This window comes from Pacificispira sp. HM-600, assembly GCF_977993705.1.
On the sequence record NZ_OZ388079.1, the window covers coordinates 1226763 to 1246668 of the forward strand.

The 19906-nt window shown below is 66.7% G+C and carries 19 protein-coding genes; 8 read left to right on the forward strand and 11 right to left on the reverse strand.

Features of this window, described 5'->3' with window-relative positions; genetic code table 11:
- Positions 1 to 6 precede the first annotated feature (6 nt).
- Positions 7 to 1302: a multidrug effflux MFS transporter gene (locus tag ACXZ1E_RS05765; RefSeq protein WP_458352064.1), complete on the reverse strand. Its 1296-nt coding sequence runs from the start codon at positions 1300 to 1302 to the stop codon at positions 7 to 9.
- A gap of 192 nt (positions 1303 to 1494) precedes the next feature.
- On the opposite strand from ACXZ1E_RS05765, the gene ACXZ1E_RS05770 reads away from it, so the two are divergent.
- Both ACXZ1E_RS05770 and ACXZ1E_RS05775 read left to right on the forward strand, forming a co-directional pair.
- Entirely contained in the window at positions 1495 to 2190 is a 696-nt protein-coding gene (locus ACXZ1E_RS05770; RefSeq protein ID WP_458042448.1) for a DUF3105 domain-containing protein, read from the forward strand.
- A 3-nt stretch (positions 2191 to 2193) separates the two neighbouring features.
- Entirely contained in the window at positions 2194 to 2856 is a 663-nt protein-coding gene (locus ACXZ1E_RS05775) for a DUF305 domain-containing protein (protein WP_458042449.1), read from the forward strand.
- On the opposite strand, the gene ACXZ1E_RS05780 is transcribed toward ACXZ1E_RS05775, so the two are convergent.
- From ACXZ1E_RS05780 to ACXZ1E_RS05795, 4 genes are all read right to left on the reverse strand, one after another.
- Positions 2819 to 5335, reverse strand: a complete 2517-nt coding sequence (locus ACXZ1E_RS05780; RefSeq protein WP_458042450.1) for an HAD-IC family P-type ATPase — start codon at positions 5333 to 5335, stop codon at positions 2819 to 2821. The genes ACXZ1E_RS05775 and ACXZ1E_RS05780 overlap by 38 nt on opposite strands.
- 90 nt (positions 5336 to 5425) lie before the next feature.
- On the reverse strand, positions 5426 to 6385 hold the full coding sequence (locus ACXZ1E_RS05785; protein WP_458352065.1) for a carbohydrate ABC transporter permease: 960 nt from the start codon (positions 6383 to 6385) through the stop codon (positions 5426 to 5428).
- Positions 6386 to 6396: 11 nt separating this feature from the next.
- Positions 6397 to 7530: a carbohydrate ABC transporter permease gene (locus tag ACXZ1E_RS05790; RefSeq protein WP_458042452.1), complete on the reverse strand. Its 1134-nt coding sequence runs from the start codon at positions 7528 to 7530 to the stop codon at positions 6397 to 6399.
- Between the two features lie 115 nt (positions 7531 to 7645).
- A complete protein-coding gene (locus ACXZ1E_RS05795; protein WP_458042453.1) occupies positions 7646 to 8974 on the reverse strand; it encodes an ABC transporter substrate-binding protein in 1329 nt (442 codons plus the stop codon).
- 277 nt (positions 8975 to 9251) lie between these two features.
- Here ACXZ1E_RS05795 and ACXZ1E_RS05800 point away from each other — a divergent pair, with 277 nt between their 5' ends.
- Positions 9252 to 10253, forward strand: a complete 1002-nt coding sequence (locus ACXZ1E_RS05800; RefSeq protein WP_458042454.1) for a LacI family DNA-binding transcriptional regulator — start codon at positions 9252 to 9254, stop codon at positions 10251 to 10253.
- 91 nt (positions 10254 to 10344) lie between these two features.
- Here ACXZ1E_RS05800 and rplL read toward each other — a convergent pair whose 3' ends face one another.
- From rplL to ACXZ1E_RS05815, 3 genes are all read right to left on the reverse strand, one after another.
- Positions 10345 to 10734: a 50S ribosomal protein L7/L12 gene (gene rplL, locus ACXZ1E_RS05805; RefSeq protein ID WP_458042455.1), complete on the reverse strand. Its 390-nt coding sequence runs from the start codon at positions 10732 to 10734 to the stop codon at positions 10345 to 10347.
- 51 nt (positions 10735 to 10785) lie between these two features.
- A complete protein-coding gene (rplJ, locus tag ACXZ1E_RS05810) occupies positions 10786 to 11301 on the reverse strand; it encodes a 50S ribosomal protein L10 (RefSeq protein ID WP_458042456.1) in 516 nt (171 codons plus the stop codon).
- A 329-nt stretch (positions 11302 to 11630) separates the two neighbouring features.
- The gene (locus ACXZ1E_RS05815) at positions 11631 to 12656 is read right to left on the reverse strand and encodes a hypothetical protein (protein WP_458042457.1); all 1026 of its coding nucleotides are present in this window, start codon (positions 12654 to 12656) and stop codon (positions 11631 to 11633) included.
- Between the two features lie 251 nt (positions 12657 to 12907).
- Between ACXZ1E_RS05815 and ACXZ1E_RS05820 the strand changes: the two genes are divergently transcribed.
- From ACXZ1E_RS05820 to ACXZ1E_RS05835, 4 genes are all read left to right on the forward strand, one after another.
- Positions 12908 to 13591, forward strand: a complete 684-nt coding sequence (locus ACXZ1E_RS05820) for a YqaJ viral recombinase family protein (RefSeq protein WP_458042458.1) — start codon at positions 12908 to 12910, stop codon at positions 13589 to 13591.
- 196 nt (positions 13592 to 13787) lie between these two features.
- Positions 13788 to 15407 (forward strand): MDR family MFS transporter, encoded by a 1620-nt coding sequence (locus ACXZ1E_RS05825; RefSeq protein WP_458042459.1) that lies wholly within the window; start codon positions 13788 to 13790, stop codon positions 15405 to 15407.
- Positions 15404 to 15883, forward strand: a complete 480-nt coding sequence (locus ACXZ1E_RS05830; protein WP_458042460.1) for a MarR family winged helix-turn-helix transcriptional regulator — start codon at positions 15404 to 15406, stop codon at positions 15881 to 15883. Before ACXZ1E_RS05825 ends, ACXZ1E_RS05830 begins: the two co-directional genes overlap by 4 nt.
- 176 nt (positions 15884 to 16059) lie before the next feature.
- A complete protein-coding gene (locus ACXZ1E_RS05835; protein WP_458042461.1) occupies positions 16060 to 17079 on the forward strand; it encodes an NADP-dependent oxidoreductase in 1020 nt (339 codons plus the stop codon).
- Between the two features lie 11 nt (positions 17080 to 17090).
- On the opposite strand, the gene ACXZ1E_RS05840 is transcribed toward ACXZ1E_RS05835, so the two are convergent.
- Entirely contained in the window at positions 17091 to 17978 is an 888-nt protein-coding gene (locus ACXZ1E_RS05840) for a LysR family transcriptional regulator ArgP (RefSeq protein WP_458042462.1), read from the reverse strand.
- A gap of 69 nt (positions 17979 to 18047) precedes the next feature.
- Between ACXZ1E_RS05840 and ACXZ1E_RS05845 the strand changes: the two genes are divergently transcribed.
- Positions 18048 to 18704, forward strand: a complete 657-nt coding sequence (locus tag ACXZ1E_RS05845; RefSeq protein ID WP_458042463.1) for a LysE/ArgO family amino acid transporter — start codon at positions 18048 to 18050, stop codon at positions 18702 to 18704.
- Positions 18705 to 18769: 65 nt separating this feature from the next.
- Here the strand turns inward: ACXZ1E_RS05845 and rplA are convergent, their stop codons facing one another.
- Together rplA and rplK are read right to left on the reverse strand one after the other, a co-directional pair.
- Positions 18770 to 19459: a 50S ribosomal protein L1 gene (gene rplA / locus ACXZ1E_RS05850; protein WP_458042464.1), complete on the reverse strand. Its 690-nt coding sequence runs from the start codon at positions 19457 to 19459 to the stop codon at positions 18770 to 18772.
- Between the two features lie 14 nt (positions 19460 to 19473).
- On the reverse strand, positions 19474 to 19905 hold the full coding sequence (gene rplK / locus ACXZ1E_RS05855) for a 50S ribosomal protein L11 (RefSeq protein WP_036302113.1): 432 nt from the start codon (positions 19903 to 19905) through the stop codon (positions 19474 to 19476).
- Position 19906: the final 1 nt, after the last annotated feature.

The window sequence follows — 19906 nt, forward strand, 5'->3', positions numbered from 1 at the left end:
ATTCTGTCAGGGAGTGAGCGCTTGCACCGAGCGCGGGCGCACAACCAGCCACAGACCGAGCACGCCGATCACCGAGCATCCGACCATCACGACGGCCATCGTCGTCGCGGTGATTCCCGTGCCTCCAGAGATCCAGCCAACGAGCGGCGACACGAATCCCGCCACTCCGAAGTTCACCGCGCCGAGGATGGATGCTGCGGTTCCGGCCGCCTTGCCATGCCGGTCGAGTGCAAGCACCTGAACGCACGGGAAGGTGAAGCCGCACGCCGTCATGAAGACGAAGAGGGGAACGAGGATGCCCCAGAGGCCCAAACCGATCTGATCGGCGACGATGATCGCGACACCGGCGACGACGAGCGCCGACGTAGACCAGGCAAGCACCCACTGCGGCCCGTAGCGGGCGGCGAGGCGCGAGGCGATCTGCACCCCGGCCACGAGTCCCAGAGAGTTGGCGGCGAAGAGGAGCCCGTACTGCTGCGCGTCGAAGCCGAAAGACTGCTGAAAGAGGAAGGACGACGCGGAAAGGTACGAGAAAAGTCCGCTGAAGGTCATGCCACCGATGATCAGCACGCCGAGGAACACGCGGTCGGCGAGAACGCTCCGGTAGCGCTGCCCCACCGTCGTCGAGCCGAGTTCGCTCCGCCGTGCGCGCGGGAGCGTCTCGGGCACCAGCGCGATCGCTGCGACGAGCATGACCGCGCCGTAGATCGCGAGGACGACGAAGAGACCGCGCCACGACATCACCAGCAGGAGCGCTGAACCGATCAGAGGCGCAATGACGGGCGCCGCACCGCTCACAAGCGCGAGGCGCGAGAGCATGACCACCAGACGACGTCCGCCGAACAGATCGCGGACGATCGCCATCGCGACGACCCCACCCGCGGCGGCTCCGGCACCCATCACGACACGCGAGGCGCCGAGCAGCATGAGCGTCGGGGCGATCGCGGCGGCCGCGCTCGCAAGCACGTGCAGCGCCGTGACACCGATCAGGGGCAGCCGTCGACCTACCTTGTCGCTGAGCGGACCCACGAGGAGTTGACCGATTCCGAAGCCGATCATCGTGCCGGTCAGGGTGAGTTGAATCGCGGCGGCGGTCGTGTCGAAGTCGCCCTCGAGCACCGGAAAGGCGGGGAGATAGAGGTCGATCGTGAACGGGCCCAGGGCCGTCAACGCTCCCAATAGGATGACGTAGACGACGCGCCGACCGGTCGAAATGCGATCGCCGGGATGCAGCATGATCGGCGCTGTCGCGGGGTTCGGCCCGAGGGTGCGGATGGCGCCGGTGGCGGAGTGATCGGGCACGAAGAAACCTCGGAAGAGACGGAGCGGTCGCGGAAACCGAAGAACGACGTCGCGGCATCGAATCGATTCGGTACCCCCATCCTACAACCGCAGCGCGGATGCCCAGCCCGCTCACGGATGCGGGCGAATACACTTGCAGCACACCCGCGCGCGAGCGCGACTCCCGACACACCCCGAGCCGAGAGCCCCCGCATGTCACCCAAGAGCACGAGCGGAAACCCCGCGAACAAGGCCCAGGCCGACCTCACGATCAAACAGCAGCGCGAGCAGCGACGGCAGGAGAAGCTCGCCGAATACCAGCGGCAGGTCGCCAAGCGCCGCCGCCGCGGACTCATGTGGTGGATCGTGGGTGGGGTTGCCACCCTGACGATCGCGGGTGTGGTCGTTGCATCCCTCGTCTTCGCCCCCGAGCCGCCGCCGACGTATGACGCGGGGGGCAGCGGGGCCGAGATCGAGGGTGTCGAAACGTTCACGAACGAGACCACCCACGTCGAGGGAGTCGTCGACTATGCCCAGTCCCCGCCGGCCGGAGGGCCGCACAACCAGGTCTGGTTGAACTGCGGCACCTACACCGAGCCCCAGCAGAACGAGAACGCGGTGCACTCCCTCGAGCACGGCGCCATCTGGGTCACGTATGACGCGGCCCGGGTTCAGGGCGACGAGCTCGACACGCTCAAGAGCTTCCTGCCTTCGAGCTACGTCATCCTCTCGCCCCACGAGGGCCTCGACAGCCCGATCGTCCTCAGCGCCTGGAACACCCAGCTGAAGCTCGACTCGGCCGACGACGAGCGCATCCCCGAGTTCTTCGAGGAGTTCTGGCGCAGCCAGAACGCCCCCGAGTCGAACGCAACCTGCTCGGGCGCGATCGACGGCCCCGGGAAGCAGTAGCGGATGACGGAGGAGCGGACGGGTCCCCCGCGCTGGCTGCTCTTCACCCTGGCGGCCATCGCGGTTGCCGCGCTCGCGTTCGCCATCGGACGCTTCTCGACCTTCGGCGTAGCGGCCGAGTCATCCGCTCCGACGACCGACTCGGCAGAGGCCGGATTCGCCCGCGACATGCAGGTGCACCACGCTCAGGCCGTCGACATAGCGATGACGCTGTACCGCGAAACGGAAGACGACGACCTTCGTGCCCTCGCGTACGACATCGCCACGGCGCAGTCCGCCCAGGCGGGCGAGATGTACTCGTGGCTCGTCTCGTGGGGACTGCCGCAGCGCGGCGGGACGCTGATGGCCTGGATGGCCGGGAGCCCGGGCAACATGGACCACGGTTCATCCGCCGCGCCGGCGACCGAAGCGGAACTGCGGCGCGACATGGGCATGGCGACCGAGGAAGAACTCGACGCGTTCGAGGCCGCTACGGGCGTCGACGCCGACTGTCAGTTTCTGACGCTCATGACGCGGCATCACGAGGGTGCCATCGACATGGTCGACGCGGTCCTGCGCCTCGGATCCGAGCAGCGGGTGCTTCAGGTCGCGCAGTCGATGAAAGAGGTGCAGCAGTTCGAGCTCGACGCTATGGCCTCTGCGGCGCTGCGGCTGGGATGCTCGTGAGCTGTCGGCGGATGTAGGTCTGCTGCACGGCACGGATGATGCCGATCAGCACGATGCCGACGGCACAGAGCCCGGCGATCAGCATCACGGCATCCTCGCGCGGCCAGACGAGCTGGAAGAACTCGATCGCGATCGGCACGTTGAGGATGATGGCGAGTCCGCCGACCATCGCGACGAGGATGGCGGCCTTGATCCAGCTGAGCGGCAGGGAGATCAGCGCCAGCACCCAGATACCCAGCACGGCGACGATGATGGTCGACCCCGTACGCAGCTCTTCGATGGGGACACTCCACAGATGTCCGGCGATGCGTGAGAACACGGTGAGCGCGAGGCCGACGACGAGCCCCGCGGGGATGGCGAAGCTCAGCGAACGCCTGAGGAAGCCGGGAATGTAGCGCTGCGTGTTCGGCAGCAACGCCAGGAAGAAGGCCGGAATGCCGATGGTGAGCCCGTCGGTGATCGAGAGCTGCCGGGGCAGGAACGGGATCTCCATGATCATGATGCCGAAGAGAATGGCGATCGTGGTGGCATAGGCGGTCTTCGTCAGGAACACCATCGAGACGCGTTCCATGTTCGCGATCACGCGCCGCCCCTCGGCGACCACGGTCGGCAGGTGCGAGAACTTCCCGTCGAGCAGCACGAGCCGCGCGACGGCCTTCGTCGCCGCGGACCCCGAGTTCATCGCGATGCCGATATCGGCCTGTTTGATCGCGAGCGCATCGTTCACGCCGTCGCCGGTCATCGCCACGACATGACCCCGGGACTGCAGGGCCACGACGATGCCCTTCTTCTGCTCGGGAGAGACCCGGCCGAACACCGTGTGCTCGCTCAGCACATCCGCGAGCGCGTCGTTGTCCTCCGGCAACTCACGGGCGTCGAACCCGTGGGGCACGTCCAACCCCAGGTCGCGCGCGATCGCGGCGACCGTCTGCGGGCTGTCGCCGGAGATGATCTTCACGTCCACGGCCTGCTCGGCGAAGTACTGCAGGGTCTGCGCCGCGTCCTCGCGCACGTGTTCCTGCAGGGTGAGGGCAGCGATCGGTTCGAGGTGCGCCGGTAAGCACTCCGTCTTCACCTGCGCATCGTCGAGCGGCACGGGGCAGTAGGCGAGCAGGATCGTCCGGCACCCGGTCGAGGCGAGTTCGTTCGTCGCATCGGCGAGGGATGCCTCGTCGTTCTCCGCGCTTGGTCCGCTCCACGGCACCGCACGTGTCGCTGCGTCGGGGAACACCAGGCTTGGGGCACCCAGCACCCATGTGCCTCGAGCATGCGTTCCCGCGAACGAAACCGCACTCCACTTGCGCTGGGACGAGAACGGGATCTCGTGCTCCGCGACCAAGGCGGCACCCTCGGGAAAACCTGCGGCGAGGCTACGGGCGGTCGCGTTCGCGTCGGGTGCCCGCCCGAACCAGCCGAGCGCGTCTCGCCAGCCCGTCGCGCAATCATCGAACGGGTACACCGCCTCGAAGGCGATGTCGCCGTAGGTCAGCGTGCCGGTCTTATCCAGGCAGATGATGTCGACGCGGGCGAGGCCCTCGACCGCGGGGAGTTCTTGTACGAGCACCTTCTCCGCCGTGAGCCGTGCGGCCCCGACCGCGAACGCGATGCTTGTCAGCAGCACGAGCCCGAGCGGGATCATCGCGGTGATGACGGCGATCGAATCCACCGCCGCCTGGCGCCACGAGCCATCGGCGAACGCCTCTTCCCACCCGCCCTGAACCTGCACCTGGGCATTGGTGACGAGCAGCGCGATCGGCCCGATACCCCACGCAATCCACGCGAGCACCCTGTTGACGCCGCGCCGCAGCTCGGACTGAACGAGCGAGAACCGCTTGGCCTCCCCCGCGAACCTGTTCGCGTACGAGTCCGCGCCCACCTGCGTCGCGCGGGCATCGGCGCGCCCCGAGACCACGATCGAGGCGCTCAGAAGCTGTCCACCCGGGTGCTTGTCGATCGGGTCCGACTCACCGGTCAGCATCGATTCGTCGACCTGCAGTCCCTGCTCGCTCAGCACCTCGGCATCGGCGGGAACCTGATCACCCGCACGCAGCACCAGGATGTCGTCCTGCACGACATCGGCCGGGGCAATCTCGGCCTCCACGCCGTCCCGTCGCACCCGCGCGCGCGGTGCGTTCAGCAGCGCGAGACGGTCGAGCGCGACCTTCGCACGGATCTCTTGGTAACAACCGATCAGAGCGTTGAAGATCGCCGCGAGCCCGAAGAGCGCATCTTGCCACCGCCCGAGCGCGAGCAGTGCGGCGAAACAGGCAAAGACGATCGCGTTGAACAGTGTGAACACGTTCGCGCGGATGATGCTCCACCACGTCCGACTCGTGTCGGCGTCGAACGCGTTCGTGCGTCCGGAGGCGACGCGCTCCGCGACATCTGGGGCGCTCAGGCCCGCTGATGTCAGTCCTGCGGTCGTCGACCCTGCGCTATCGACGGCAGAAGCGGTGGTCGGCGCATCCGGGGCATCCATGGCACTCACCATATCGGCGGCATCGAGGGGTGCCCCGGTAAAACGACGGGACGAGCGGCCCCCCGTTGCGCCGCCCGTCCCGTCCGCACGTCAGCCCTTCGTCGACCCCGCCAACAGGCCGCGCACGAAGAACCTCTGCAGCGCGAGGAACACGATCAGCGGCACGATGATCGCGATGAACGCACCCGCCGTGAGCAGGTACCAGTCCTGACCGCGGTTACCGGTGAGCTCGGCCAGCAGCTTCGTGATCGGCGCGACATTGCCGTCCGCGAAGATCAACGACACCAGCAGGTCGTTCCACACCCACAGGAACTGGAAGATGCCGATCGACGCCAGCGCGGGCACCGTCAGCGGCAGCACGATCCGGAAGTAGATCTGCCCATGACCGGCGCCGTCGACGCGAGCCGCCTCAATGACGTCGCCCGGGATCTCCGCGGTGAAGTTGTGCAGCAGGTAGATCGCCAGCGGCAGGGCGAAGATCGTGTGCGCGATCCAGACCTGCGAATACCCCGATGCTCCGATCGCCTGGATCACCGGAACTCCGAAGATCGACCCCTGCGAGAACAGCTGGAGCATCGGAATCAGCGCCATCTGGATCGGCACGATCTGCAGCGCGAAGACGAACAAGAACAGGATGTTCTTGCCCTTGAAGTTCATCCACGCGAACGCGTACGCGGCGAGCGAGGCGATCACGATCGGGATGACGGTGGCGGGGAGCGTGATGGCGAACGAGTTCACGAACGCGCCCGCCATGTTCAGCTGGCTGTTGCCCGACTGCAGAGCAGTGCCGTAGTTGTCGAGCGTGAAGCCCCAGTTCTCGAAGATCGTCCACCAACCGGTGGTCTGGATGAGCTCCCGCGGTCGGAACGACGTGATGAACAGCCCGAAGGTCGGGATCGTCCAGAGGATCGCGATGACGAGCGCGGCCGCGGTCGCCCAGCGTGAGGTCAGGCGCTTCTTCGTGCGACTGAGCGCCTGCTTCTCTGCCTTCTTCTCGCCCCGCCGCAGTTCCTTCTTCGCATCTTCGTCGAGCGGGAGCTCGACCGGCATAACCGCACTCATCAGCGCACCTCCCTCTGCTTGGAAAGCTGTCTTGCGTTATAGATGATGATCGGCATCACCAGGACGAACAGAACCACGGCGAACGCGGCCGACCGGCCGGCCTCGAAGCTCCGGAACTGCGTGTACATCTCGTTCGCGATGACGGACGTGCCGTTTGCCCCGGCCGTCATCGTGCGGACGATGTCGAAGACCTTCAGCGAGGCGATCGAGATCGTCGTCAGGACGACGATCAGCGAGGGTCGGATGGCGGGCACGATGACGTTGATGAAGCTCTGCCACCCGTTGGTTCCATCCAACTGAGCGGCCTCGAGCTGCTCGGCCGGAACACCCTTGATGGCGGCGGAGAGCACGACCATCGCGAAACCGGTCTGAACCCAGATCAGCACGACGATGAGGAACAGGGTGTTCCATGGCTCGGCCGCGAGGAAGTTGATCGGCTGCCCTCCGAACCAGACGATGATCTGGTTGAGGAATCCGATCTGGTTCTGATCGTCGGGGCGTGCGGTGTACATGAAGCGCCAGATGATCGACGCGCCCACGAACGAGATGGCCATCGGCAGGAAGACGAGGATCTTGTAGTACTTCTCACCGCGTGTCTTGTCGATGAAGTACGCGTAGGCGAGCCCCGCGACCGTGGAGACGATCGGGGCTACCAGCACCCAGACGATCGTGTTGAGGACGGTGCGGATGCCGTTGTCGGTCGAGAAGATCCACGCGAAGTTGTCGAGACCGACGAAAGCCGTGCCGCGCGAGTTCATGAACGCCTGGATGATCGTCTGGATCGAGGGGATCACGAGTCCGACGATGAGCAGGATGAGCGCCGGGCTGAGGAACCCGACGAGCTGGAAGAGGTAGCCGGCTCCCGACTTGGCCCGTAGATCCAACCAGAAGAAGAGCAGCCCGACGACGCCGGCGGCGATGATCGCCCATGTGTAGGACTGCAGGAACCACAGCACCACGAGCGGTATGAGGACGCATGCAGCGAGGCGAATGATCGTGTACTTGCGGCCCTTACGCGGGGCTATTTCGATGAAGAAGAGCAGAACCCCGATCACGGCCAGAAACGCGCCGATGATGATGGGGATCTCAAGCCATGGCGAGAGGGTGCTCAACCATTCCAGGAATGCGGTCACGGGAATCCTTTCGAGTGCTTCGTTGAACTCGGGGCGGGGCGCGGACGCTCAGCCTGCCCTCAGAGTACGGAGGTGGGGCCGCCCCTGAATAGGGGCGGCCCCGGATTCCTTCCGGTCAGCTGGACGGCCAGCCGGCTTCGATTTGTTCGAGCACGGTCTGCGTCGGCGTTCCGCCGACCCAGTCACGCATTCCCGCGAAGAACGTTCCCACGCCGACGGCTCCCGGCATGAGGTCAGACGCGTCGAAACGGAACGTGGTCTCGGGGTCCTGCAGCAGCTCGATAGCAGCGACCAGGATCTCGCTCGACGCGTTCTCCGGGTCGAGCCCGTTGTTCGCCGAGATAACGCCACCGAGTGCGACGCGGCTGTTGGCCCATTCGGGGCTGGACAGGTACGCCTGAACCTTCTGCACGGCCTCGCGGTCGCTGAAGGCGCCGACGATCTCGCCACCACCGGTCACGACCGAACCCTCGGCACCCTCCTCGAAGGGAGGAGTCAGGAACGCCCAGATGTCGCCGTCTTCGGCAACCGTCCCGCCGGCGTCCACAATGAACCCGTCGTAGAACGAAGCCTGGTGGTGCAGCACGCAGTCACCCGCGACGAGCGCCGTAGCCGGGTCACCGAAGGGCGTCGTGCCGATCGACTGAACGTCGCCGTAGCCCGCGTTGACGTACTCCGGGTTGAGGATGATCTTGCCGACCTCGTCGAACGCCGACACGATCTGCGGGTCGGTGAAGGGGATCTCGTTCGTGACCCACTGGTCGTAGACCTCGGTGCCCGACTGACGGAGCACGACATCCTCGATCCAGTCGGTGCCCGGCCATCCGGTCGCCGCGTCCGAACCGAAGCCGACGCACCAGGGCGGGGCGCCCGTCGTCGACTGGATCTCAGCCGTCAGGTCCAGGAGTCCCTGCCACGTGGTCGGGACCTCCCAGCCGTTCTCGGCGAAGGTCGAGGGCGAGTACCAGACCCAGCCCTTCACGCTGGCCATGAGGGGCGCTCCGTAAAGGGTGCCGTCCACGGTGCCGTACGCGGCCCAGTCCTCGGACCAGTACTCCGCGACGTTCTCCTGAACGCTCTCGGGTGCGGGCATGAGATATCCACGATCCGCCATGTCTGCCAGGAGCCCTGGCTGCGGGAAGATGGCGAGATCGGGCGGGTTGCCACCCTGCGCGCGCACCGCGATCTGGGCCTCGAATTCCTGAGAGGCTTCGTACTCGATGTCGATGCCGTTCTCTTCTTCCCAGTCCGCCCACGATTCGTTGAGCAGGTCGGCCTCGGTGTTGCTGATGGTGCCGTAGATCGTGACGACGTTGTCGTCGTCGCCGCCGCCACCACCACCGTTCGATTCCCCGGGTCCGCCCGTGCAGCCGGCGAGCGTGAGGCCGCCGATCGCGAGCATGGATCCCAGGACGAGGATCCTGCCCCGTCGCATTGTCTTCATCTGGTCCTCCTCATCGAGTGCGCGTGTAGTCGCGCCGAAGAATCGTCCGGTCCGCGAGGACCTTGGAACCGATTCCATCACCACCGTAGATGACTCCCGACCCGCCCACAATCGACACAAAGTCACGACTCGATAACCCTCAAGAACTGAGCAATTTGCCGCGTGATATGGTCGGCGGGAGGGTCTCAATCTCTGCGCTTGCTTCTGCATGCCATATGGAACCGATTCCTTCACCAGGGCTATCCGCGCCTCCGCGGGCTACATCAGAGGAGATGCGATGAGCGGAATCGCCGATGTGGCGAGTCGGGCTGGCGTATCGAAGGCCACGGCGAGCCGGGCGCTCACCGGCCATGGTTATGTCGCACCCGAGACCCGCGAGCGGGTTCAGCAGGCAGCGCGGGAATTGGGGTATGTCGCGTCGAGCAGCGCCGCCAGTCTGGTCACGGGCCGGACCCACACGATCGCCCTCGTCGTGCCCCGCGTCGGGCGCTGGTACTTCGGCGAGATAATCGAGGGCATCGAGCGCTCGCTCATGCAGCTGGGCTACGACCTCACGTTGTACATCGCCGAGCCCGACTCGCGCGACCGGGATCGCCTGTACCGGCACTTCCTGGCCCGCAAGAGATTCGATGGGGTGATCGCCGTTGCGCTCGAGCCCGACGATTCCGATCTCGAGAACTTGGTCGGCTTTGCCAAACCGACCGTCTGCATCGGCAACGAGTTGCCGGGGATCGTCACTCTCGGCATCGACAATGTCACCATCGGCCGCATGATCACGCAGCACCTGCTCGCCCTCGGCCACACGAGAATCGCCTTTATCGGCGCGACGCCGGAGGGCGACCCACCTGCCCGTGATGTCGATGACCGAGAAGAGGGCTACCTCCAGGCCATGCATACCGCGGGCCTTCCTCCGACGGTGCACCCCGCCGCCCTCACCATCACCGAGGGCTATTCAGCGGCGACGCCCGTGCTCGCTGACACCGACGCGCGCCCGACGGCGGTCGTGGGCGCGTGCGACGAGATCGCGATCGGTACGATCATCGCCGCGCAGCGTCTGGGTATCGCCGTCCCGTCGCAACTGAGCGCAATCGGGGTCGATGGTCACGACTACGCGGAGATGTTCGCCCTCACCACGGTCGAGCAGGACCCGTGCCGCCAGGGCGAAGACGCGGTCGCGATGCTCATGTCGATGATGGACGGCGCCCAGCCCCCCGGGCGAACAACGGCACCAGCCCGCATGGTGATGCGCGCGTCGACGGCAGCTCCGTCAAGCGCCTGACGTCACGGGAATGCAGAAGGCCCCGGATGCGGACGGGGCCTTCTGCGTGGAGTCGACCTCGGGGCGCTGAACGCCCGTCGATCGTTCCGAATTACTTGAGGGTGACGGTCGCGCCGGCCTCTTCGAGCGAAGCCTTGGCCTTCTCGGCGGCTTCCTTGGTCGCGCCCTCGAGCACGGCCTTGGGGGCACCGTCGACGACAGCCTTCGCCTCGCCGAGACCCAGGCTGGTCAGCTCGCGAACGACCTTGATGACCTGGATCTTCTTCTCGCCAGCGGCCTCGAGGACGACGTCGAAGGAATCCTTCTCCTCGACCTCTTCGGCAGCAGCACCGGCGCCACCGGCGGCGGGGCCAGCGATGGCGACGGGGGCGGCGGCGGTGACCTCGAAGGTCTCCTCGAACTTCTTGACGAAGTCGCTGAGCTCGATGAGGGTGAGCTCCTTGAACGCCTCGAGCAGCTCCTCAGTGGTGAGCTTTGCCATGATGTTTCTCCTTGTGTTGGTTTTACGTGCTTGCCGCGCTTGATCCGAGGATCAGGCTGCGGATTCCTGCTTCTCACGCAGCGCGTCGACCGTGCGAACGGCCTTCGACAGCGGTGCGTTGAACAGATAGGCGGCTCCGAACAGCGAGGCCTTCATCGCGCCGGCGAGCTTCGCCAGCAGGACTTCACGGCTCTCGAGGTTGGCGAGCTTGCCGACCTCTTCAGCGGTCAGGGGGTTACCGTCGAAGTAACCGCCCTTGACGACCAGAAGAGGGTGTGCCTTGGCGAAGTCGCGCAGACCCTTTGCGACGGCGACGGGGTCGCCGTGCACGAACGCGATGGCGGACGGGCCCTGAAGCTCGTCATCCAGCGAAGAGATTCCGGCCTTGTTGGCCGCAATCTTGGTCAGCGTGTTCTTCACCACGGCGTAGCTGGCGTGCTCACGGATGTTGTTGCGAAGCTCCTTGAGCTCAGCAACCGTGAGCCCGCGGTATTCGGTCAGCAGTACGGCAGTCGAGCCCTCGAAGTTCTTCGTGAGTTCGGCAACCGATGCGTCCTTCTGCGCCATGGCCACTCCTTGTGTGTACGAGGCGTCCCACGATGGCGGGACACCGGCCACAGAAACCGGTTCCGCACATGAAAAAAGCTCCGGCGCAAGCGCACGGAGCTGGACGACCCTCACGGGCTATGTCGTTCGTGTCACCTGCGCGGGCCCCTGCATGTGCAGAGCTTCGATTGTCATGCGCTTTCGCGCACACCAATGACCAGCGGTCTGTGGTTACTCCCACCCTAAGCCATCCGCTCCCCCACCCCCAAATCCCCCACCCCCCGCCCCACCGCACGCCCGCGCCCTGACCACCTCACCGCGAGTGTGCCGGTTGGCGTCGAGCGCACCCGCTAGTGCCCGTAAATGAGGGGGCGGCTCGGCAACAACAGGCGCTTTCGCGAGTCGGGGAGCGCGATACCGAAGCTCAGGAGTCGCGCAGCCAGTGCCGCAGGGGACTTCGCGTGCTCACTTCCGCCGCGCAGGACACGCTTGCCGGTCGTCCCGCGCACCCAGTCTTCGCGCTGTTTCTCCGCGAGCAACACTTGCTCGAGGGTCCGCCCCGACCGCATCGCCTCGTCCGTGTACTTGGTCTCACCGTCGCACTCGTAGAAGGCGTCGGCCTCTTCGAGTTCGACGTCCATCCAGAACGAGCCACCAGTCGGCGCCGCAACCGGCACCTGCAGACGAGGTTGATTGAATCCCAGCCGCCGTAATTGGAGCTTGGTCACCGACTCGAGCGGCAATTGCGATCGCCCATCGACGAGCGGCATGAGCAGACGGGCATGACGGATGCCTCGGGCGCCTGCGTTCGTGTCCAGTCGCACGCCTATGGCCGCCAACCACTCGTCGGCGGCCCGCTCGTCGTAGTCCCGCGGATCGCCGCCGATGCGTGCGAGTGCGGCGTCGGCGGACGCGAGTGCAACTTCGGCGCTCACCAGCCGCGCCAGGTCGTAGATTGTCCGTTCCAGAGAGGTGCACAAGATGCCTGCAACATCCACGACATCGGAGTCATCGATGGTCGCTCGATGCCGAATGGTCGGGTCCGCCGTACGTCGCGCGACATCCGGGTGCACCGTGTGAACCCGTTCGACGATGACGCGATGCAGCGCTAGCCCGTGGAGCGCAGCAGCCGAGGTGAGCGCGAAGACCGGGCGGACCCGCGCCCCATCGTTCACCGCGACAACATGGGCCAGGTGTCGCGACTCGGGCCAGAGATCCTGCCATTCCGCCCCCGATATGTACGCCCCACGACGCAGACGTTGGAGACGCCCCTCGGACACGTCCCGCCCGATTCGGCGGTCAGACCAGCCATCGAGCACCAGATGGTCTCGCCCCCATATGAGGCGACGAAGGGTGAGTATGTCGAGATTTCGCATCGCCACATCGTGATACCCGCGTCACCTCTCCGAGTTCGCGCACCCTTGACCCGTGCCCTCACTCTCTCTCGCGCGCCCTGGGGAGGAGAGGATGGACGCAGCGAAAGCGCCGCGTAGCCACCAGTGCGCCGGTCTTTCGCGAGCAACAACGGGCGCGCTCGTCGCGATCCGGCGCACTCGGCGATCCGCGGGGGTCGGGGCTGCCGCGTGCCGGGGACGGGCGCGGGTGGGCGCGGGGTTAGGGTCGATTCGTGCTCCCCGAACTCGCCGCTCGCATCGTCGCGGACTCGCGCGACCGGGTCGCCTGGATTCGTGCACGCTCGCGCGGCATCACCGCGACCGACGTCGCGAGCCTCACCAGCGAGAACGCGATAGCCAAGGCCGCGAACGCCAAGCTCGTCGGCAGCAGCTTCAGCGGCAATGCCTACACCGACCACGGACGCCGCCGCGAGCCCGAGATTGCGGCGTGGGTCGCTGCAACCCACGGCATCCTTCCGTCGTCGGCCCTGTTCCACGCGGTCGCCGAGAAGCGCCATCTCGCGACCCCGGACGGCGTGGCCACGACGCCGAGCGGATCGATCACGCTGGCCGAGATCAAGACCACCAACAAGGCGTGGCGCAGCATCCCCCGCTCCTACATGCGGCAGGTGTGGTGGCAGCAGCACGTTCTCGGAGCCGAGCGCACCCTCGTGGCGTGGGAGCAGCACGACGGCTTCGTGCCCATCGGCGACGAGCCCCGCTGCGCATGGGTCGACCGCGACGACCGCGAGATCGCTCGCCTCGTTCGCCTGGCTGATGCGCTGATCGACGAATTACACCGCCGCACCACGCGGCCCGCGACGCCTGCCCCGGCACGCACGCTCGAGTTCGTCGAAGAGCGGATGCCTCGCGTCGACCCGCGGCAGCCGTTCCGCGCGCTCGCCCTCGCAGACTGACCCACTCCTTCCTCGGTTCCCGGTCGCAGAACCGGTGCACTGGCGCGCGCGAACGTTTTAGTTGACTTTTCTCAACAAAGACATATAGTTGACTTTTCTCAACTTTCGCGCCGCGACTCGTGGTGCACGCTCCGCCAGAAAGGGCCCGATGGCCACCTCAACTCCCGCGTCCACGGACGCAACAACGCCCCCACCGATGTCGCGACGAAAGGTCCTCGAGGCGCTCTCCGGACTGCTGCTCGGCATGTTCGTGTCGATACTCGCGGCCACCGTCGTCTCGACGTCGCTACCCGTCATCGTTCACGACCTGCAGGGCGACCAGACGGTCTTCACCTGGGTCGTCACCGCCACACTCCTCACCACCGCGATCTCGACACCGATCTGGGGCAAGCTCGCCGATCTGTTCGATCGCAAGCTGCTGATCCAGTTGGCGCTCGCGCTGTTCGTGCTCGCGACCGCCGCGGCGGGCTTCTCGCAGGACTCGGGCACCCTCATCGCGTTCCGCGCCGTGCAGGGTCTCGGCGCCGGCGGCCTCGCCGCCCTCAGCCAGGTGCTCATGGCCGACATCATCAGCCCGCGCGAGCGTGGCCGCTACATGGGACTCTTCGGCGCCGTGATGGCCCTCGCCACGGTCGGAGGCCCGCTGCTCGGCGGGTTCATCACGGACGGAATCGGATGGCGGTGGAACTTCTTCGTCGCGATCCCCTTCGCGATCGCCGCCTTCGTGATCCTGCAGCGCACCCTGCACGTTCCGCGCGCCCGGCGCGACAAGGTCAGCATCGACTACGTCGGCATCGTGCTGCTGTCGACCGCGGTCTCTCTCCTGCTCATCTGGATCACGAACGCCGGCATGAACTACGACTGGTGGAGTGTCGAGACGGCGTTCATGGTCGGCGGGGTCGTGCTGGCCACCGTTCTGTTCATCGTGGTCGAGCTGCGCTCGCGTGAGCCGCTGATTCCGCTCTCGCTGTTCCGCAACCGCACCTTCACGCTCTCGGTCATCGCGTCGATCGCAACGGGTCTGGCGATGTTCGGGGCCGCGGTGTTCCTCGGACAGTACATGCAGATGTCACGCGGCGCCACGCCGGCCGAGGCGGGCATCCTGACCATCCCCATGATGGGTGGCCTGCTCGTCACCTCGATTCTGATCGGTCAGCTGATCAGTCGCTTCGGCCGTTGGAAGTCGTACATGATCGGCGGCGCCGTCGCGCTCATCGCGGGCTCTGTGCTGCTGTCGACGCTGCACTACGACACCTCGTACCCGCTCGTCGCGCTCTACATGTTCTTGCTCGGCGCCGGTGTCGGCGCGACCATGCAGAACCTCGTGCTCGTCGTGCAGAACACGGCCAAGCCCGAAGAGATGGGGGCGGCGAGCTCCGGTGTCGCGTTCTTCCGCAGCCTCGGCGGCACCATCGGCGTGTCCGTCATGGGTGCGGCGCTCGCCACGAGCGTGACCGACGGATTCGTGAGGTACCGGGATGCGATCGGCGCCGCCCTCGCCCCGCTCGGTGAGCAGGGGCTCGCCGTCGCCGCGCAGTTGACGTCCGGCACGCTGCCCGCGGTGAGCACGCTCCCGGACGGCGTGCGGGTGATCGTCGAGGACATCTACGCACAGGGCATCGCGCATTCGTTCCTGTTCGCCGTGCCGCTGGCGGTCGTCAGCCTGATCGCGATCATCTTCCTGCCGAACCGTCCGCTGACACGCATGACGACGACCGAACGCCTGGCCGCGGGCGAGGCCGATCTGGCGACCTTCACGACGAGCGAGGGCATGGAGTCGATCCCTGCGACGGGGAAGGGTACCGTCGAGCGATGACCGATCAGCCGCAGGCCGCCTCGAACCCGGATTGGCAGGAGGCGGTGCGGGAGCTCGAATCGGAGTTCGGTGAGCTTTCGGTGCGGATGCGTCAGGTCATGGCCGCCCGCGCCGACAGGCTGAGCCCGGGCATGCTGCCGGGCGCGTACAAGGTCTTCACGACGATCGTGAAGCACGGGCCGATCAGTCCGTCAGCACTCGCCGAGACACTCGTCGCCGACAAGGGTCAGGTGAGCCGGACGGTGCGCGAGCTCGAGCAGGCCGGTCTGGTCGAGCGAACCGCGGACCCGGCCGATGGCCGATCGACGCGACTGACGGCGACGCCGGAAGGTGTGGAGCGGCTCGCAGCCGCACGGAGCGCCGACCCGCACGCCCTGCACGATGTGCTCGCGAATTGGGATGTCTCAGACATCCGGACCCTCACACGCCTGCTGCGCGCGGCGTCGACCGGCGAAACCCCGTCCGGCTCCGTGTAACCGAAGGCCGCATGGCGTAGCGGCACGTTAGCACCTGCGTAACACCGTCGAGACAATCCCCGGCTTTACTGGGACGAGTCCGATCCTCGGGGCAATAGCGCCCCCGAGCCAGGTGTGCATCATGCCGCATGTGCATGCCTGCCGGTTTGCAGGATCGCGCAGAATGGAGCACCGCCATGGCAATTCGCCCCCCACGACCCGCGGGAGCGCCCGCCGAGGCGCCGAGCGTCCCCGACACGATGCGCGCCGTTGTGTTCGACGAGCCGGGAGACGCCGACTCATTGCGTCTCGCCGAGGTCGCCACCCCGGCTCCTGTCATGAGCGAACTGCTCGTGCGGGTCGTCGCCGCCGGCGTCAATCCGATCGATGCCAAGACACGATCGGGTCGCGGCGTCTCGTCGGCGATTGCGTCGTACCCCGCGGTGCCCGGTTTCGACTTCAGCGGGATCGTCGTCCGTGCGCCATTCGAGACGCATCCCCTTCAGCCGGGTACGCCGGTGTACGGCATGGCGGCGTTCCCGCGCACACCCGGGAGCTATGCGGAATATGCGGTCGTGTCCTCGCTCTCGGTCGCCAAGATGCCGACGGGCCTCTCGCACGTCGAGGCGGCGGGCGTGCCGCTCGCCGCGCTTACCGCCTGGGGACTCATCGTCGAGACCGCGCACGCGCACGAAGGTCAGCGGATCCTGATCCACGCCGGCAGCGGCGGCGTCGGACACTTCGCCGTACAGTTCGCGTCGTACTTCGGTGCACACGTCACGGCGACGGCGTCGGGACGGAACGCCGCGTGGCTGCGTGAACTCGGAGCATCCGTCGTCATCGATCACACGACGACGAAGTTCGAGGATGTCGTCGCCGACGTCGATGTGGTGATCGACCTGGTCGGCAATACGCTCGATGCCACGGGCAGCCGCTCGCTCGGGGTACTGCGGCGAGGCGGACTGATCGTGAACGTGCCGACCGGGAGCTGGCCGACGTTCGAAGAGGATGCCTCGGCAGCGGACGTCCGCGCGTCCACCTACAAGGTGATCCCGGACGGCGGGGCACTCGCGACGATCGCTCGCCTGCTCGCCTCGGGATCAGTGCAGGTCTACATCGACCGCGTATTCGACCTGGGGGACGCCGCCGAGGCGCATCGCGAGATCGAGGACGGCCACACGCGCGGCAAGATCGTGCTGCGCGTCAGCGACGACTAGTCAGGCCGCCCTCACGCTGGGCTGAGCGCCCGCCGCGCCTCGTCGACGACGATGCGGGCAACACGGTCGAGCAGGGGTGATCGCAGGTCCCACTGCTGCCAGTAGAGCGGCACGTCGACCGGATCGCCCTCGAGCACCACGATCTCGCCCGCGGCGATCGGCCCGTCCGCTTGCAGCGGCGGAAGCATCCCCCATCCGAGCCCCGAGCGCACCGCTGCCGCGAAGTCGTGCGACGCGGGAACGTAGGTCCGTGGCGGCGCCTCGACGGATGCTCCGTGCGAACGGAGCCACCGCGATTGCAGATCGTCTCGACGGTCGTATTCGATGACGGGCGCGACCGCGAGCGCCTCGGCGTTCACCCCGCCCGCGAACCAGCGTCGGGCGAGCGCGGGCGTCGCGCACGCCCGGTACGACATGACCCCGAGCGGGGTCACCGTGCAGCCCGCGACGGCCGCGCTCTGCGAGGTGACAGCGGCCGACACGCTTCCGTCCGCGAGCAGGCGGGCCGTATAGTCCTGGTCATCGCGATGTATTTCGATCGCCGCCTCTCCGTCTGCCACGATCCGCGCCAGGGCGGGCAGGAACCAGGTGGCGAGTGAGTCGGCGTTCACCGCCAACGCCAGTCGCGCGGGCCCCTCCTCGTCGAGCCCCAGGGAGCGCAGGGTGTCGTGCTCGAGAAGGGCGAGCTGGCGGGCTAGGCGAACGACGGTCTCGCCCGCCTCGGTCGCGCGCAGCGGCTTCGAGCGGATGAGCAACGTCCGCCCGATTCGCTCCTCGAGCGCCCGGATTCGCTGACTGACTGCCGACGGCGTGATGTGCAGTGTGCGCGCCGCGGCGTCGAGCGTGCCCGCGTCGACGGCGGCCGCGACGGTCGCAACGAGATCGAGCCGGAGCTTCATGAAGCCATGCTAATGGCGCGGTAGAAACATGAGCTGGCCTTAATTATGTGGAGACCGTAGCTTCGTCACGTGCTCATCTCTGCCGTTGCGGGCCTCGGCCTCGGCTTCTCGCTCATCATCGCCATCGGTGCGCAGAACCTGTTCGTGCTGCGTCAGGGCATGCGTCGGGAGCACATCGTGCTCGTCACCGCCATCTGCGCGATCTCGGACGCCGTACTGATTGCCCTCGGCGTTTCGGGGGTGGGGCTGGCCCTGCAGGCGCTCCCCTGGCTCACCGAGATCGTGCGGTGGGCGGGCGCCGCATTCTTGGTGACCTACGGATGCCTCGCTGCGCGCCGCGCGTGGCGCCCGAGCGGCGAGGTCCTGATCCCGCCCCCGAGCCTGACCGCTCGGGCGACCACGACCAAGACCGGCACGGCGACAAGCACGGCAACGCAGACCAGCGCCCTCGCGGTTGCCTCGACGGCGCTCGCCCTGACGTGGCTGAACCCGCACGTCTACCTCGACACTGTCTTTCTTCTCGGTTCTCTCGCGACGACCCATGCCAACCCGTGGGCCTTCGCGGCCGGCGCCATCGTGGCGAGCGTGCTCTGGTTCTCGGGCCTCGCGTTCGGAGCACGGTACCTCGGGCGACTGCTCTCGACCGAACGCGCCTGGCGCATCCTGGATGCCTCGATCGCCGTCGTGATGATCGGCATCGGCATCGGCCTCGTCGTGTTCCGTTGAGGCGACGACCGAACAACGACGAAGGGCCCCACCGTTTCGGTGAGACCCTTCGCTTATGCCGTGCGTCAGATCGCGTTGACGTCCAGCGGGATGCCGGGGCCGAACGTGGTCGACACCGCACCCTTCTGGATGTAGCGACCCTTCGAGCTGGACGGCTTCAGACGAACGATCTCGTCGAGCGCCGCCTTGATGTTGTCGTCGAGCTGCGAGGCACTGAACGACGCTTTGCCGACCACGAAGTGGACGTTGGCGTGCTTGTCGACGCGGAACTCGATCTTTCCGCCCTTGATCTCCTCGACGGCCTTGGCCGGGTTGGGGGTCACGGTGCCGGTCTTCGGGTTCGGCATGAGGCCACGGGGACCCAGCACCTTTCCGAGGCGACCGACCTGGCCCATGAGCTCGGGCGTCGAGACGGCCGCATCGAACGACGTGTAGCCGCCCGCAACCTTCTCGATGAGCTCGGCTCCACCGACCTCGTCGGCGCCGGCCGCGAGAGCAGCCTCGGCCGCAGGGCCCGTTGCGAAGACGATGACGCGGGCAGTCTTACCCGTGCCGTGGGGCAGAATGACGGTGCCACGCACCATCTGGTCTGCCTTGCGGGGGTCGACGGCGAGCTTCAGCGCGACCTCGACGGTCGAGTCGAACTTCGCGGAGCCGGTCTCCTTCGCCAGGGCGACGGCCTCGGTGGGCGTGTAGAACGTGTCAGCCGCGATCTTCGCGGCTGCGGCCTGATAGGCCTTGGACTTGGTAGCCATAGTCGTTATTCCCCTCAGTCCTCAACCGTGATGCCCATGGAACGGGCGGTGCCGGCGATGATCTTCGAGGCGGCCTCGATGTCGTTCGCGTTCAGGTCGGGCTGCTTGACCTCGGCGATCTCGCGCACCTGAGCCTTGGTGAGCTTGGCCACCTTGGTCGTGTGCGGCGTCGGCGAACCCTTGGCAACGCCAGCAGCCTTCTTGATGAGCTCGGCGGCGGGGGGCGTCTTCAGGATGAACGTGAAGCTGCGGTCCTCGTAGACGGTGATCTCGACGGGGATGACGTTGCCACGCTGGGCCTCGGTCGCCGCGTTGTACGCCTTGCAGAACTCCATGATGTTGACGCCGTGCTGACCGAGCGCGGGCCCGATCGGGGGCGCCGGGTTGGCGGCTCCAGCCTTGATCTGGAGCTTGATCAGGCCGGTCACCTTCTTCTTGGGTGCCATT